Annotated in this window: 10 protein-coding genes and 1 pseudogene; 5 read left to right on the top strand and 6 right to left on the bottom strand. The window is 66.1% G+C overall.

What is annotated here, in order from left to right; genetic code table 11:
- Nucleotides 1-1,028: 1,028 nt before the first annotated feature.
- The 3 genes from ACEZDG_RS13190 to ACEZDG_RS13180 all read left to right on the top strand — a co-directional run bounded on the left by ACEZDG_RS13190 (nucleotide 1,029) and on the right by ACEZDG_RS13180 (nucleotide 3,455).
- The gene (locus tag ACEZDG_RS13190; RefSeq protein ID WP_380507491.1) at nucleotides 1,029-2,246 is read left to right on the top strand and encodes a DUF262 domain-containing protein; all 1,218 of its coding nucleotides are present in this window, start codon (nucleotides 1,029-1,031) and stop codon (nucleotides 2,244-2,246) included.
- Between the two features lie 6 nt (nucleotides 2,247-2,252).
- Nucleotides 2,253-2,861: a HEPN domain-containing protein gene (locus tag ACEZDG_RS13185; protein ID WP_380507489.1), complete on the top strand. Its 609-nt coding sequence runs from the start codon at nucleotides 2,253-2,255 to the stop codon at nucleotides 2,859-2,861.
- Between the two features lie 204 nt (nucleotides 2,862-3,065).
- The gene (locus tag ACEZDG_RS13180; RefSeq protein ID WP_380507486.1) at nucleotides 3,066-3,455 is read left to right on the top strand and encodes a protein NO VEIN domain-containing protein; all 390 of its coding nucleotides are present in this window, start codon (nucleotides 3,066-3,068) and stop codon (nucleotides 3,453-3,455) included.
- A gap of 393 nt (nucleotides 3,456-3,848) precedes the next feature.
- Here ACEZDG_RS13180 and ACEZDG_RS13175 read toward each other — a convergent pair whose 3' ends face one another.
- Nucleotides 3,849-5,228 (bottom strand): hypothetical protein, encoded by a 1,380-nt coding sequence (locus tag ACEZDG_RS13175; RefSeq protein ID WP_380507483.1) that lies wholly within the window; start codon nucleotides 5,226-5,228, stop codon nucleotides 3,849-3,851.
- A gap of 19 nt (nucleotides 5,229-5,247) precedes the next feature.
- Here ACEZDG_RS13175 and ACEZDG_RS13170 point away from each other — a divergent pair, with 19 nt between their 5' ends.
- The gene (locus ACEZDG_RS13170; RefSeq protein ID WP_380507480.1) at nucleotides 5,248-5,589 is read left to right on the top strand and encodes a hypothetical protein; all 342 of its coding nucleotides are present in this window, start codon (nucleotides 5,248-5,250) and stop codon (nucleotides 5,587-5,589) included.
- Between the two features lie 1,031 nt (nucleotides 5,590-6,620).
- On the opposite strand, the gene ACEZDG_RS13165 is transcribed toward ACEZDG_RS13170, so the two are convergent.
- From ACEZDG_RS13165 to ACEZDG_RS13155, 3 genes are all read right to left on the bottom strand, one after another.
- Nucleotides 6,621-7,100 carry an ADP-ribosylglycohydrolase family protein gene (locus ACEZDG_RS13165; protein ID WP_380507477.1) on the bottom strand — a complete coding sequence of 160 codons (480 nt, stop codon included), beginning with the start codon at nucleotides 7,098-7,100 and terminating at the stop codon, nucleotides 6,621-6,623.
- A gap of 224 nt (nucleotides 7,101-7,324) precedes the next feature.
- Nucleotides 7,325-8,875 carry an MFS transporter gene (locus ACEZDG_RS13160; RefSeq protein ID WP_380507474.1) on the bottom strand — a complete coding sequence of 517 codons (1,551 nt, stop codon included), beginning with the start codon at nucleotides 8,873-8,875 and terminating at the stop codon, nucleotides 7,325-7,327.
- The gene (locus ACEZDG_RS13155) at nucleotides 8,872-9,591 is read right to left on the bottom strand and encodes an LppX_LprAFG lipoprotein (RefSeq protein WP_380507471.1); all 720 of its coding nucleotides are present in this window, start codon (nucleotides 9,589-9,591) and stop codon (nucleotides 8,872-8,874) included. Before ACEZDG_RS13155 ends, ACEZDG_RS13160 begins: the two co-directional genes overlap by 4 nt.
- Nucleotides 9,592-10,437: 846 nt before the next feature.
- On the opposite strand from ACEZDG_RS13155, the gene ACEZDG_RS13150 reads away from it, so the two are divergent.
- Nucleotides 10,438-13,494 (top strand): protease pro-enzyme activation domain-containing protein, encoded by a 3,057-nt coding sequence (locus ACEZDG_RS13150; RefSeq protein WP_380507468.1) that lies wholly within the window; start codon nucleotides 10,438-10,440, stop codon nucleotides 13,492-13,494.
- A gap of 135 nt (nucleotides 13,495-13,629) precedes the next feature.
- Here ACEZDG_RS13150 and ACEZDG_RS13145 read toward each other — a convergent pair whose 3' ends face one another.
- Together ACEZDG_RS13145 and ACEZDG_RS13140 are read right to left on the bottom strand one after the other, a co-directional pair.
- On the bottom strand, nucleotides 13,630-14,205 hold the full coding sequence (locus ACEZDG_RS13145; RefSeq protein WP_380508523.1) for an FtsX-like permease family protein: 576 nt from the start codon (nucleotides 14,203-14,205) through the stop codon (nucleotides 13,630-13,632).
- A gap of 33 nt (nucleotides 14,206-14,238) precedes the next feature.
- A pseudogene (locus ACEZDG_RS13140) lies at nucleotides 14,239-14,469 on the bottom strand (hypothetical protein); the annotation flags it as partial.
- Between the last annotated feature and the right edge of the window lie 312 nt (nucleotides 14,470-14,781).

Below are 14,781 nucleotides of genomic sequence, written 5' to 3'. Positions count from 1 at the left end.
AGCCCCCGCAGCCGAACGGGCGCGGTCCTGGATTGCCACGGGCTACACCGACGACGTCCAGGCCCTGGCCCGGAACCAGCCGTGTGCTTTATCCATCAGCTACGCAGACACACACGTCGCCTGGACAGCCCGACCCGCTCTGTTCTTGCCGATGGCACACCCGTCGAGGGACGAACTCCCCCTGTGCTCTGCACGGTTGAGGATCACTGAGTAACAACTTTCTCTACTAGTTCAAGGCACCCGGCGTCGCTGCCGCTCCGCCGGGCGCGGGTCCCGGCGCGCTCGCGCGCCGCTCCTGTCTTCGCCCCGCTCCGCGCGGCTCGCCGGCCCCCGCGCCCACAAGAGATAGGCCAAAGGGCATCCAAGGTGAGCTCCGCCCATCCGAATGCCGTTCCCGCGGGCACCGGCTTCAGACGATGCCTCCGGCGGGGACGCTCCGGCTCCGGGATGGCCACGGTGCAGCCGGCGCGCTCGGGTTGATCGTGGTTGAGGTGGGGAGCCGCCATCCCGTCTGCCGTCGTCCCAGGCAGAGCCGAGCAGCCTTGCCCCCTGGTGTCCAGGTCGTTCGTCCAGTTGGGCGCTCCACCTGGACACCAGGGGGCAAGCCCGCTCCACGGTGTGTGGGACGACGGCAGACGGGATGGCAGCAAAAGGGTTGTTGTTCCTGCAGAGCTATTGGGCCCAGCAGCCCATTGGTCTCCTAGGATCTTGATCTGCACCACATGCCCAGAAGAGACGGGCGGCCCATGCGCGCGCAGCAGACCGCAGCTATCGTCGGAGAGAGGACGATGGAGGACGTTGCCGGCAAAGTGCATCTGCCTTCGCTACCGGGGAGACGGGTGAGTTCAAGCCTCTGACTTTGCCCGAGCCTGACGCCAGCCAGGTGCTGAGTAGGCAGAGCCCTCGCTCTACCGGAGCATTGGGATCAAGAGATTTGCAGATTTTAACTCGCTACGTGTCATCAGCGCTTAGGATGCTGCTTGGGGAACAGGCGACACATGGGTACTATTTAGAGAATGGAGAAATTAATGAATACTCAACCGGATTGGGATGATGTAGATGGTGAAGAAAATTCAAATCCAGAGGAGGTTCGATCTGTAGACATTACACGGACAGTCGTTACCGATACAGACTGGACTGCAGAGACAATCCTTAGTCAGCTGCGGCGCGGAAATATTCAGCTCAATCCAAGATTTCAGCGCCGTGATGCTTGGGATAAAACGCGAAAGAGCAGATTTATTGAGTCTCTTATTCTAGGACTGCCAATTCCTCAAATTGTCCTTGCGGAGGATAGAAATAGGCGGGGAAAGTTTATTGTTCTGGATGGGAAGCAGCGCCTTCTCACACTCCAGCAGTTTGCTGTTGGTTCGTCTATTTCTTCGGCCGACTCCGACAGTGAGACACTTCAGGGATTCGGGCTCACTGGTCTGGAGGTACGTAGTGACCTTCGGCTTGTCACCCTAAAGAGGCTTGAGGATAGTCCAGAGCTAGTCGATGATCTAAATGCATTCCTAAATCAAACAATCAGAACAGTTGTTGTGCGGAGCTGGCCGAACGAAGAATTCCTGAACCTCGTTTTTCTTCGCCTGAACACCGGAAGCGTTAGGCTGTCTCCACAGGAGCTTCGCCAGGCTCTGCATCCAGGTCCGTTTACAGACTATCTTGACGATAAGGCCTCGGCGAGCACGTCGCTTCAGAAAGCGTTGCGTCTCGATAAGCCAGATTTCCGAATGCGTGACGTTGAAGTGCTGTTGAGGTATTTCGCATTTGAGTTCTTCCTGGAGGATTACTCGGGAAACCTGAAGAGATTTCTCGACAATACAGTCAACTCTCTAAATGATTCCTGGGTTGAATGCAGGGAGAAAATTGAGGGATTGGCGCGTAGCTGTGAGATTGCGATTGAAACGACCTTTGAAGTTTTTGGAGATCAGGCCTTCTATAGGTGGTCTTACGGCGGATATGAAGGACGATTCAATCGAGCAGTCTTCGATATCATGACATTCTATTTCAGCAAGAAAGATGTTCGCGAAAAGGTCTCCGGAAGAGAAGAATTTGTCAGGGCTGCTTTCGAGCGCATCTGTGCCGGGAATCGCCAGTTCGTCGAGTCGATCCAAACCACGACAAAGACAACCGAGGCAACACAGCGACGTCTGTCTATATGGGGTCAGGCGCTGGGGGAGGCTATCGAGATGGATTTGAGTGTTCCCGCACTTGTTGAAAACCGACTGGTCCTCCCTTCGGAGTAAGATCAAATGTCTGCGCGCTATGGGGAACTTTCGCGTCGAATTACCGAATTGCGGAACGGCCTACTGCCGTCGAAATTCAGCCCTACTGGCCTATATTCTGATCGAGTTTACGATCGAACGCTTGGATTTCGATTGCTAGCTCATGCTGAATTCGAAGCCTTCATTGAGGATAGGGCTTATGATGTCGCCAATGAGGCCATAAAGGCATACGAGGCAACGGGTCGAATCAGACCTAGCCTTTTGGCGATCTCAGCGTACTCCGAGAAGGTATTCTTGGGCCCGACGTCGTTGCTTCGGCCGCCGCAGAAGCAAGCCCCTTTGCTTATTGATCGAGCCAAGTTCGCCCGGGATGAGCTCACTAATTATATTCGAAATATGAATAATGGAATCAAAGAGAAGAACCTTTTGAGGATTCTCCTTGCTGTTGGTGTCGAGTCATCCGAGCTTGACATGATCTGGCTAAATGATGTTGAAACTTGGGCGACATTGCGAGGCGACACGGCTCATCAAAGCGGAAAGGTAAAGACTCGTCCGGATCCACGCGGGGAGTATTCGAGGGTTCTGTCTATATCAAGCGGATTTTCCGACATAGACAAAATTTTGGACCGAAAGTAATTATCGCGCAGAGCATTTCGTGAATAGTAAAGGCCTTCTGTAAAAGATTGCGCAGCTTCAGGGTCTCCATTCCCTCCTGTTCCTGGAGGAATTTCCAGGCCGCGCAAGAGCTGCCGTCCAAGGAAACCTTGAGACTCACGACTAGGGGCAGTGGAGTCGAGCGGAGTTGCTGTAGAAAGCTCCGGGAGCCGGGCGGAGAGGGACATGGGCAATCAGGAAATCGAGCGCATAGCCATCAACTACGTCCTTACTTTGGAGCGTGCGGAAGGCCGCAAGCCAACGGACGTCAGTACGAAGGGGTATGGCTATGACGTCCACAGTCCGCCTCGCAAGATCGAGGTCAAAGCCTTTGGGAGGTCGGCGCGTGGTGCGCCGGTCCCCCTTGAGGAGCGGCAGTTGGCCGAGTTCGAGCAGAATCCGGAACTTTACTACGTCTACGTGGTCGACAACGTGGGGCAGTCCGACGGCGCCATGAGCGTGCGAGTACTTCACGGCCAGGTGCTTAGGGGGCTGATCGAACGAGCCAAACCGTCCCGCACCTACTGGTCGACCCTCCGAGTAGCTGAGTACGATGCTGCGGAGCGGCTGCAATAGCTCGACTGTGATGAAGTGAGTGATCCGATGTCAGCTGCGATCTTGAGAGCGCAACGGAGAGCGGCTGGACAGTCCCGCCGACGATGGCGGCGTCGCACCGTACTCCGGGAACATCAGCAACCCGAGTAGGCGCGGCGTCGGGGCCGTCCCGGGGCCGTGCGACGTCAGTCAAGGGCGTACGGCGATGACAGCAGCCGACAATTGCGGTGCAGCTCAGGGGTGTGGTCAATGACGGGTCCGCAGGCCAGGGAGGCGGGTCGTCACTTCCTGCGCAACAAGCGCCCAACTTCGACTCTCAGTTTGAGGAGAGGGGGGTGAGGTCAAAGCCGCACGAAGCACTCAAGACGCTAGGTGCGGAGACCCCGAGGCCCCCGGCGTCCCGTGGTTGCATCGCTAAGACGAATGTTGGGCACGCGGCCACGCGTTCACCGCGTCTTGAGGAGGGTGTCGTTGCAGCCACTTGCGTGCAGCCGCCTCCCCGAAGCCGCGCGATTGGAGCAGACCAAGGGCGAGGGCGCGAACCTCCCGCATATTGTCCAGATGGTCCAGGTGGGTTTTCATGCGCGCCACCACCTCGGTCTGATCCAATTCGTAGCGGCCATTAACCTTCTGTGCGAACAGAGGGAGCAACTTGTAGTAGCGACGTTCGCTGATCCCGACTTGGGTCCAGGGGTAGCGGTCTGGTGACTCGCGCTTCTTGTGCTCTTTGATCGCGATGCTTGCTTTCCGGCGCACGTAGCGGCGGGTTGCTTCTGCGCCTTGTGCCGGGTCGAAGCCGGGACGGACCAGTTGTTCGAGTAGTGTTGCTGCTGCAGACGTTAGGTTCGGAGCGCGAGTTTCGCGTTTGATCCGCTCGACCTGCGGTCGGTAGGCAATGGCGAGGGCATTGGCCAAAGCTGGTTCGTTACCACCGATGTAGCCATGCCAGTAACCTTTGAGAATTAGTTGGCAGGCGATTTTGTACGGAGTCGATTCGGGGTCGAGAGTGACTGTCGGTATCCCGTGGCCGTGAATTGCCTTGGCGAGCTTGGCCCAGGGTCGATTATTGGACTGCTGAACCCCGTTGGTCCAGACGCGCGCAGTGAATGCCCAATCTGCCGGCTGCCGCGTCATTGGAGCCATGATCAAGACGGGCTCGGTGGCAACGAGCGGGATCGGTTTGCTGCCGGTCACCTCTTCGTCCAGCAGCAGTTCGAGGAGCCGTCCTTCAGTCTCGGTCTCGCTTGTCACCCATATGAGTCGGCGGGAGATCTGGATCCACCAGCCTCTGACGGCAACGCCGAGGATCGGGATGCTGAACCGAACAGTAGGATCCATCGCTCGCCGCATGATCCCCATGCGCTGCTCGGGGTCCACTGCACCGAGTCCGCGCAGGACGGAGTCTCTAGAAAGCCACCCTTTTTGAGACGCTTCCGCAAGCAACTGGCCAGATATCCAGAGTGCATCGGCGATGGGTGCGGCCGTCGCAGCGGGCACGGCCACCGATGCCACCTGCAGGACAGCTGCAAGCTCTGGGTTGACCGGATCGGGGATCGGCCACGCGCCGTCTACCGGCTCCATCGAGCCGACCTGCAGGTCCGGGATTTCGACGAACGGTAGGCCATTGGGCTCGAACGTCGACGTCGTCCGACGCGCCGCGTGGAAGCTGCGGCCCGACAGCGTATCTATCTCCCGACCGACCTGGCCAAGTATCTCCATGATTCGGCTGCGGTCGGGGTTGCCGCCGACCTGCCTGGCAACCTCATCAATGAGGCTCTCGGACCAATGTCCCATCTGGGCAGTATACGAGGGCATGGAGAACAACCACATGCACACCGAGCACCAGGCGCTTTGCTCTTCTTCCGGAGATTCCGAAGATCGAGAACGCAGCGATTGGGCGGCGATCACCAAGCGGGCGCAGGGTCTGAAATTCTGGGCTCTGATCATCACGCTCTCGGCAGTTGTGTTGCTCGTGGCACTCGGCCAGCCCTGGGTGGCCGGTATCGTGACCACCACGGCGGTGCCGATCATCCTTCCGATCTTCGCGATCGGAGGTTGTCGTCACACCCCAGCCGCCGGAGTGGGCCAGACGCCTCAACCTGCCGTCCAGGAGCCGCCTGGCTCGCTTTCTCTCACCGAAGGCACCAGAGGGTGAGCGGCATAGCCGCCCCAGCCTGTGGGAGTCGGAATAGGGGCTCGACCTCACTCCCTCTTCGCCGCCGCGTGCACCAGATGCGCACCAGAAGGGACGGTCAACCGCGGTAAAGCACGAGGATCGGCAAGCCTTTGGGGGAGATCACATGGCGACGTTTGAGCAGGTCATGCGGCTCATCAGGCCGTCACCTGCTGTGATTCCCAAGCTCAGAGCGCGAGTTCGATTCTCGTCACCCGCTCCATGTAGAACCCCCAGGCCAAGCGACTGGGGGTTCTTTGCTAGCTAGAGCACTCCGAGGCCCACGCCCGTTGCGGCCCGATTGCTCGGAGGGGCCCCGCGCGGTGGAGAAGCCTGTGTCTGGCCTCACCAGTTCTACTGGGCGTGCTTCACCGTTCCAGGAGTGGGGAGTCTCGCCGGCGGTCTAGTCGATCTCCAGGGGGACGTCATGGAAGTTCGCGGCGAGACTGACGATCACCGTTCGGGCGGCTGCTTCGGCGTCGTCATCGCTGGCCTCTGCTGGCAGGTCTAGGCGTCCGCAGAGGAACCCGCCCGCTCAGATGGTGTGTCGCCAACCTTCCGGCGTTGCGAGGATCGTGATCCCCGTGGGCGCCCGTGTCCAGGTTGGTGTGCGCTTTCTCTTGCTCATTTCTCGCCCCCGTCCGACTCAGAACCCCCCCGTCAAAAGGCTTGGGGGGGTTCTGGTGTCATGACCGATTCCAGGCCAGCCTGTCCCAGGCGGACCGGAACAGGCAGACCAGTTGCTCTGCTCTCGTCGTCGTCTTTTTGCTGGCGTGCTGATATCAGGTCTGCCCGAGGTGGACGCGAGATGTCTGCGGCTGTCGAGTGGGGCTCTGTCGGGCACCAGGCTGCCGGATTCCTGGTTGAGGTTGCGGGTTGCCTAGTAGGAAGAGAGAGCAGCAGAGATTCCGGGCAGCGGCTCAACTCCACTTGGGCGGGCCGTCGTTCCTGCCGTTCGTGAACCGTGTGCTGATCAGTCGCCTGGGTTGGTTCCATGACGGGGCCTGCCTGGCCTACTCGGTCGGCTGCTTGTCCAGGCGCGCGGCGAGTGTCGTCAGGTCAGCGAGGTCCAGCTCTCGGCCGCCGGTTCCCGGTAGCAGGAGGTGGAGGGGGCGGGTCCAGGGGGCGGGTATCGCGTCGAGGCCGTAGACGGCTCCGGCGAGACCGCCGGTGACGGCGGCGACGGTGTCGGTGTCGCCGCCGAGGTCGACGGCGGTACGGAGGGCGGCGTCGAAGGAGGTGGTGGTGCGCAGGGCCCAGACGGCGGAGCCGAGGCAGGGCCAGACGGCGCCGTTGAACTCGGTGGCCTGGTCGGGGTCGTCGGTGGCCTCACCGGGTTCCCAGCTTCCGCCTCCGCACATCTCGTTGTCGGGGTCCGGCTGTGGGAAGCGCGCGGAGAAGGTGCGCTCCCTGCTGAACTCGAAGGGCGCACCCAGCGCGTCACCGACCGCCGAGCCGACCACGGCGCCTGCCACCCGCTGGTCACGATCCATGGCGGCAGCGTAGGTGCAGTGAGTGGGTGATGGCACGGGGTTTCTGACGCGGTGAGGCAGCGTTCAGCGCAGGCCGGCGGTGTTCAGTGCGGACCGAGCGAGGTGATCGATGTGCTGTCGATGTGCTGAGGACGCTGACAGCTGCACGGTCATTGCTCCCTGGTCTGCCGGGCGGCGTCGGACTGTGTGACGGCGCCCTCGGCAGGCGGCCGTCGGCGGGCGGGTCAGCGTGGCGGGTTGCTGGACGTTCGGGCGGCAAGTCCCAGTGCGCAGACGGCGCCCAGTGCGCAGACGATGGCCGTCACCCGGAAGATGTCGCTGTACTCGGTGTGCAGGGCCACGTCCAGCGCATGGCGGTAGGCCGGCCACGCCTTCCCGAAGTTGGCTGTGCCCGGGATGGGCATGTTGAGGTGGGCCGTCAGTGACTGGAAGCGGTGCAGTCCCCATGCCGACAGCGCCGCCACGCCGACCAGCATGCCGATGGTCCGGGAGATCACCGCTGCGGCCGAGGCCGCCGTGTGCTGCCCGGGCTCCGTCGAGTCCAGCACCGCGCCCGCCACCGGCGCGATCACCAGGCCCAGACCCAGGCCCGCGATCACGAGGTCGGTCTGTGCCAGCGGAAGCGGTCCGAGGTGGGACGTCAGAGCCGCCAGGGGCCAGGCCGCGATCAGGAAGTAGCCCCCGGCTGCCACCGCCATGCCGACCGCGGCCACGACGGAGTGCCCCAGCCGGCGCCCGGCCAGGCCGCCGATGACGGCACCCACCGGTAGTGCCACCAGGAACCACATCAGCAGCAGCGCGCCGCCCACCGAGCTCTTGCCCAGCAGCGACTGCGCCACCAACTCCCCGTCCACCAGCGTGACCAGCAGCGCCACGCCGGCGCAGAAGCTGGTCGCCATCGCCGCGGCGAAGGGGCGCCGCCGCATCCGGCCGATGTCGATCAGGCGCGTCCGGCTGCGGCGCTCCCACAGCACGAAGGCCGCCAGCGCCGCCGCGCTGCCGAGCAGCATGGGCAGGCCCCAGCTCGGCAGCACCGACTGCTGCGGATCCTGGTTGTCCAGGGCCGCCACCAGCAGCGCCAGCGCCACCGCCAGCAGACCGCCGCCGACCAGGTCGGTGCGCCGACTCCCGGTCGGCTCGCCCGTCCCGCCCGTCCCGCCCGTCTCGCCCGGTTGGGGCGACATCGGGGCGGCGGGCACCGTGAACTCCATCACCACCACCGCGACCAGCACGAGCGGGACGTTCACCCAGAACACCCCGCGCCAGCCCGTCAGCGCCGCGACGCCGGCTCCGTACAGCGGGCCCAGCACGCTGCCCAACTCCTGTGCGGCGCCCACGGAACCGAGTGCCACGGGCCTTGCCCCGCCCTGGAACAGGCGCCCGGCCAGCGCGAGCGCCACGGGCAGCAGCGCACCTGCCGCGGCGCCCTGCACCAGCCGCCCCGCGACCAGCAGGGGGAGGCTGTGCGCGTTCGCGGTGAGCGCCGAGCCGGCCGCGAAGACGACGAGGCAGGACTGGAGCACCCGCCGCGGCCCGAACCGGTCCGCGGTCTGCCCCAGCAGCGGCATGGCGGCGACATAGCCGAGCAGGTACGCGGTGACGATCGGAGTGGCCCGCTCCAGATGGTTGAGCGGGATGTCCAGGTCATTGGTGATCGAGTTCAGCAGGGTGACGATGACGTACGCGTCCAGCGACCCGAGCAGCGTGACCACGCCGGTGACACCGAGGACGGCGTGCCGCCGCGCGACCGCCGTCCCGGTGTCGACGGCGGTCACGACGGCGGAGCGGTGATCGTGGCCGGCGCGTCGAAGTCGGAGAACGAGGCCGTCACCGAGCCGCTGCCGCCCGATGCCGTCCGTACCGGGAACGAGACCCGGACGAGCTGCGACGAGGCCACCGTCAGCCACAGGTCGCCCTGCTCGCTCTGGGAGTCCCCGGGTACGAGCGTGGCCAGCACCGGCTGCGCCAGCAGCGCCTTCACGTGGTAGACGGCCTGCCCGTCGAGAGTCTCCCGGTCCACCGTCCGGCCGCCCGTCGCCGTCTGCAGCAGCTTCACGACGCCCTTGTCCGGGTCCAGGATCGCCTCGGGGTCGTAGACCGCGGTGGCGACCTGGAGCGGGACCTTGCTGTAGCCGCCGGTCGCGCCCTTGATGTAGGCCGTGGAGCCCACGATGACGAAGTTGATCTCCACCAGCGCGCCGCTCTCCGACACGGACGCCTTGCCCTGCGCGTTCCCGGCCCGGGTCAGCTGGCCGGTGGCACTGCGCAGGGCGAGGCCCGAGATCTGGCCGCTCGCGTCGATCGAGAACCGCACCGACTGCACCGCGGTCATCGCCGTCGCACCGTCGCCCAGCAACTGCGAGGCTGCCGGAAGGTTGGCGGTTTCCTTGCTGCCGCTTCCGCTGCCGCCGCCACTGGAGCAGGCGGAGAGCGGGAGCGCGAGTGCGGCCGTGACGGCTGTGACGGCCACCAGGGCCCGGGGGTTTCGCATAGTCGGATGCTAGACGTCGCACGAGGTCAGCGGCAGTGGTTCCAGGGCACAACAAGCAATCAGCTGACGGGGCATCACCTACCGGTGCCGGGTGGCCTCGCGGGGGCGGCTCTCGCTCCGCGCCACCTCCGCCAGCGGTGCCAGGGCAATGGCACACAGTGGACCCCCACCCGGACCATCGGACCGTCCCCGGTCAGATGCGTCGCGTCGGGCCGGACGTCGGCGACGCACCAGGTGCCGCCCATGGGGTCCTTGGCACGAAGCGAGTGCCTGCCGCGGGTGTCCGAACCGGCCCAGGAGATCAGCGCCCGGACGCCGCGCTATGTCGTCGAGCGTGCGCAGCACCTCCTGGACGGCAGCGGGACCATGCTCAGCGGGGCACACGTCCTGCTGCTCGGCGTCACCTCGCCCGCGCCCGCGCCCGCACATCACCCGCCTCTGACCGCGCTACCGGGCCACCGGGCCACCGCCCCCCCCGCTGCGCCACCGGGCCGCCGCGCCACCGCGCCGACCGCGACTGACCCCTCCACCGGGCTCGTAACGCCAGAGGTCTATGGCACCGGAAAGTTCCTCTGGAGGGAGTCCGTTTTCTGCCGAAGGCACCTTCTTTCGTCTCAAGAGCGCTTTATCCCAAAGGGTGCGTCGAGTTGTTGCCGACGAGCGGAAGCCACCCCGGCGGAAGGAGGCTTCACAGGTTCTGGTAGTAATAGGCGGCTCATCAGATAAGCGCATCAGTAATATGCGGCGCACCGCCGCAGAGGTTGACGCCTGCCCCGTGTGCTTTCTTGGCCAGGCTCATGCCATTGAGCCCGTGCAACATCCCTTGCTTCGAGGAGACTCCTGCATATGCCCTCCCTCTGGTCCGGTTCCACTCGGACGGCCGCTGGCGCGGCGCTGTCGGCCATCGCTGCCTTCAGCCTTGTCGCCGGCGTCGCCGGCACCGCCCAAGCGGTCTCCACTGCGGGTGACAACGCGGCCAAACTGACGCCCAAGCGAGTGGGCAGCGCACCCCGAATACCTGCCGGAGCGGTCCGCACCGGCTCCGCCGCAGCCGACACCACGCTGCACCTGGCCGTGAACCTGAAGCCGCGCGACCCCGCGGCCCTGAGCGCCTTCGTCGCCCAGGTCTCGGACCCGAAGTCGGCGAACTACCACCGGTACCTCGCAACGGGTCAGTTCGCCTCGACGTTCGGCCCCACCAAGAGCACCGTCGACAGTGTCACCAAGGCCCTGCGCGCGGCCGGGCTCAAGCCGGGCGCGCTCAGCAAGGACGGCCTGTCCATCCCGGTCACCGCCAGCGTCGCCACGGCCTCGCACGCGCTGGGCACCGGCTTCGCGACGGTGAAGCTGACCGACGGCACCGAGAGCTATCTGAACACCTCCGCCCCCGCGCTGCCCAGCGGAGCGGCCGCCGAGGTGTCCGGCATCACCGGGCTCAACAACCTCAGCGTGATGAAGAGCCACCACACCAAGCCGGTCCTGGCGGGGAAGGCCGCCGGCACCGGGGTCGGCTCCCGGGCGCTCAGCGCCCACGCCTCCGGACCCACCCCCAGCTGTTCCGCCGCGACCAGCATGCTCAAAGATCGTGGGTTGGTCGACACCCGGGACTACTACAGCCCTCCCGCCCTCGCCGCAGCTTACGGCCTGCCCCACACCACCACGGCGGGCGCCGGATCGACGGTCGCAGTGTTCGAGCTCGAGGACGTCTTCGAGTCGGCCATCAGCGACTGGAAGTCCTGCCTCGGCATCAGCTCCGCCTGGAGCACCGTCACCGTCGACGGTGGCCACACCGTGACGGCCGTCCCGGGCCCGGACGCCACCGTGGGCAATGAGGCCGCCCTGGACATCGAGGACGTCATGGCCCTCGCCCCGGGCGCCTCGGTCATCGACTACGAGGGCCCCGACGCTGACCTGGCCACCGAGCAGAACGTCCTCGACATCTACCAGAAGATGGTTGACGACAACAAGGCCCAGGTCCTCTCCATCAGCTGGGGCGTCTGCGACCTGGACGCCGACCCGGCCCAGCTCGCGGCGGAGAACACCATCTTCGCCCAGGCCGCCGCTCAGGGGCAGACCGTGGTCTCCGCCTCCGGCGACGCCGGTTCCACCGACTGCTCCGGTGACGGCAGCAGCAACGGCGCCAACCTGTCCGTGGACGACCCGGCCAGCCAGCCGTACGTCACCGGGGTCGGCGGCACCTGGATGAACGGCAGCGGCTCCACGCTCAAGCAGGCGACCTGGAACTACGGTTCCAGCCTGGGCGGAGCCGGCGGCGGCGGCGTCTCGAACGTGTGGAACAGCGGCAACGGTCCTCTCCTCTACCAGACCGGCTTCACCGGCTCCGGCTACAGCAACACCTGCGCCGCAGCCTCCGGCCAGGTCTGCCGGCAGGTGCCCGACGTCTCCGCCCTGGCCGACCCCAGCGTCGGCTACGTGGTCACCATCGGCGACGGCTACTGGGGCACCATCGGCGGCACCAGCGCCGCGGCACCCACCTGGGCCGCCATGATCGCCCTGGCCGCCACCACCGCCGACTGCAAGGCCAACGGCCGGGTCGGCCAGCTCAACCCGATCGTCTACAACGCGGCCCGCTCCAGCTACGGCACCTCCTTCACCGACATCACCACCGGCAACAACGACTGGACCCCCTCCGGTTACAGGGGCGGCAAGTACGCCTCCACGTCCGGCTACGACATGGCCACCGGCCTGGGCACGCCCAAGTACGCCGGGCTGGTGGGTCAGCTGTGCGGCACCAAGGCCAGCAGCGCGGGCGGCAGCTTCTTCCCGATCACGCCCGTCCGCGTCTTCGACACCCGGGCCGCCTACCACGTCGGCAGCTACACCACGCCGATTCCCGCCAACACCACCTACACCGCCACGGTCACCGGCAACGCCGCCGGCGACAACGTGCCCAGCACCGGCGTGACCGCGGTCGCCCTCAGCGTCACCGCGATCAACCCCAGCACCAGCAGCTATGTGAGCGTCTCCGGCAACGGCATCGGCCACGGGGCCGCGACGCTGACCTTCGTCAAGGGCCAGATCGTTCCCAACGCGGTGGTCGTCCCGGTCAAGAACGGCAAGGTCGACTTCTACAACCGCTTCGGCACCGTGGACGTCGCCGCCGTCATCACCGGCTACTACAGCAGCACGGGCACCGGCGGCTCCGGCTTCACCCCGATTCCGGCGGCGCACATGCTGGACACCCGCTCCGGTGTCGGTGAGCCCGGCGGCACGGCCGCCAAGCTCGGCGCCGGCTCCACGGTGACCATCAAGGCGACCGACACCCCCGGCATCCCGGCCGGTGTCACCGCGCTCGCCCTGAACGTCACCGCGATCAACGGCACCATCGGCAGTTACCTCGGGATCTACCCCAGCAACGCCGGCCAGGCCGCCGCGACCAGCGTCAGCTTCTCCGCGAAGCAGATCCTCGCCAACACGGTGATCGTCCCGGTGGACAGCGACGGCAACATCACGATCAGCAACCACGCCGGCATCGTCGATGCCACGGCCGACGTCACCGGCTACTACAGTGCCGCCACCGGCGCCAGCTTCAACGCTCTCGCGCCGACGCACCTGGTCGACACCCGTGGCGGAACCGGCGGCTTCAAGGCCCTCGGTGCCGGAAAGACCATGGCGGTGCCGGTCACCGGCATCGGCGGGGTTCCCGGCAACGCCACCGCCGTGGTGCTCAACGTCACCGTCGTCGGTCCCACCGCGACCGGGTACGTGAGCATCTTCCCGCACGGCCCGATCCCCGCGGCCACCACCGGGATCGACTTCTCCGCCAAGCAGACGATCTCCAACATGGTGGTCGTCAGCGTCACGGCTGGGCAGGTCGACTTCTACAACCGGTTCGGCACCACCAATGTGGCCGCCGACGTGCTGGGCTACTACGCCCCCTGAGGCACTGCCGGCACCACTGAGGCACCGTCAGCACCCCTGAGGCACCGCCAGCACCACTGAGGCACAACCAGCACCACGCACAATGAGGGGCCGCCGGTCGAACCTGACCGGCGGCCCCTCGCACGTGCGGCAGCCTCACTCCTCGGCCAGGAGCCGGGCTGTCGGCAGCCTGCGCAGGGCGCGCAGCGGCAGTACCGCGGCGAGCAGCGCCAGCAGGGTGCCGCCGGCTCCGACCGAGGCGCTCAGCAGCAGAGCGGTGCGCCAGGGCGCGTCGATCGCGGCCGCGATGCCGACGGCGGCTGCCGCCCCGGTCACGGCGCCCACCAGGCCGAGGCCCAGCGCCTCGTAGCCGACGAGCGTGGCGAGCAGCCGGTCCGTCCAGCCGGTCGCGCTGAGCAGGGCGTATTCCGCCGAGCGTTCGTCGATGGCGATGTAGAGGACGTCGGCGACGGTGGCCGCGCCCAGCAGCGCGGTGATGGCCGCCGCGATGTAGTCGCTTCCCTGCACCTGGACGGTGACCGCGTCGCCCAGCAGGGTGCCGGCGACCGTGCCGCGGAAGGCCAGGTCCACCACCGCCAGCAGGGTCAGCGCGGCCACGCCCAGGGCCAGGCTGAGCGTGCCCAGCAGGGTGCGTCCCGGGCGGCGCAGCAGGTTGCCGAGGGCCAGTCCGCTGACCCGGTGCGGGTTTCCGGCGCGCCGGACCCGGGCCACCGCCGGGCGGACCGCGACACCGGGGTCGGCTCTGGTCGCCTGCCAGGCCGGCAGCAGCCCGGCGGCGAGGCTGAGCAGCAGCGCGACCGGGGCGGCCAGTTCGACCGGCCCGGCGCGCAGCCCCACGCCCAGCAGCGGCCCGGCGCCCAGGGCCAGCGCGGTGCCCGCGACCCCTGCGACCAGCCCGGTCCCGGCCGCCTCGCCGAGCATCAGCGCGAACAGCGCCCGCCGGGGCCAGCCCAGGCAGGCCAGCACCCCGAGTTCGGTGGCCCGGCTGCGCCAGGTCGGCCTCCCTGACGGTGTTCAGCCGGTGCGAGACCAGCAGCCGGGTCTGCCCGGTGCGGCTGGTCGCCAGCATCCGGTGCACCTGGTGCTCGGCGCGGGCGTCCAGGCCGGACGAGGGCTCGTCGAGGATCAGCAGGTCGGCCCGCTCCCGCAGCAGCACCGTCTCCGTCCCCTGGAAATGAGAGAGCGCTCTCCGAGCTGGGGCGAGCCTGCCCGCGCGAAGGAAGGGGTGTCAAGAGTTCGTGCAAGTCCCGGAACCGGCCACCGAATTCAGCGGAGCACAAAAGACCC

This window comes from Streptacidiphilus alkalitolerans (assembly GCF_042511045.1).
GTDB lineage: Bacteria > Actinomycetota > Actinomycetes > Streptomycetales > Streptomycetaceae > Streptacidiphilus > Streptacidiphilus alkalitolerans.
Note: the sequence above shows the minus strand (reverse complement) of the source record. Positions and strands in the feature narration are given on the sequence as shown.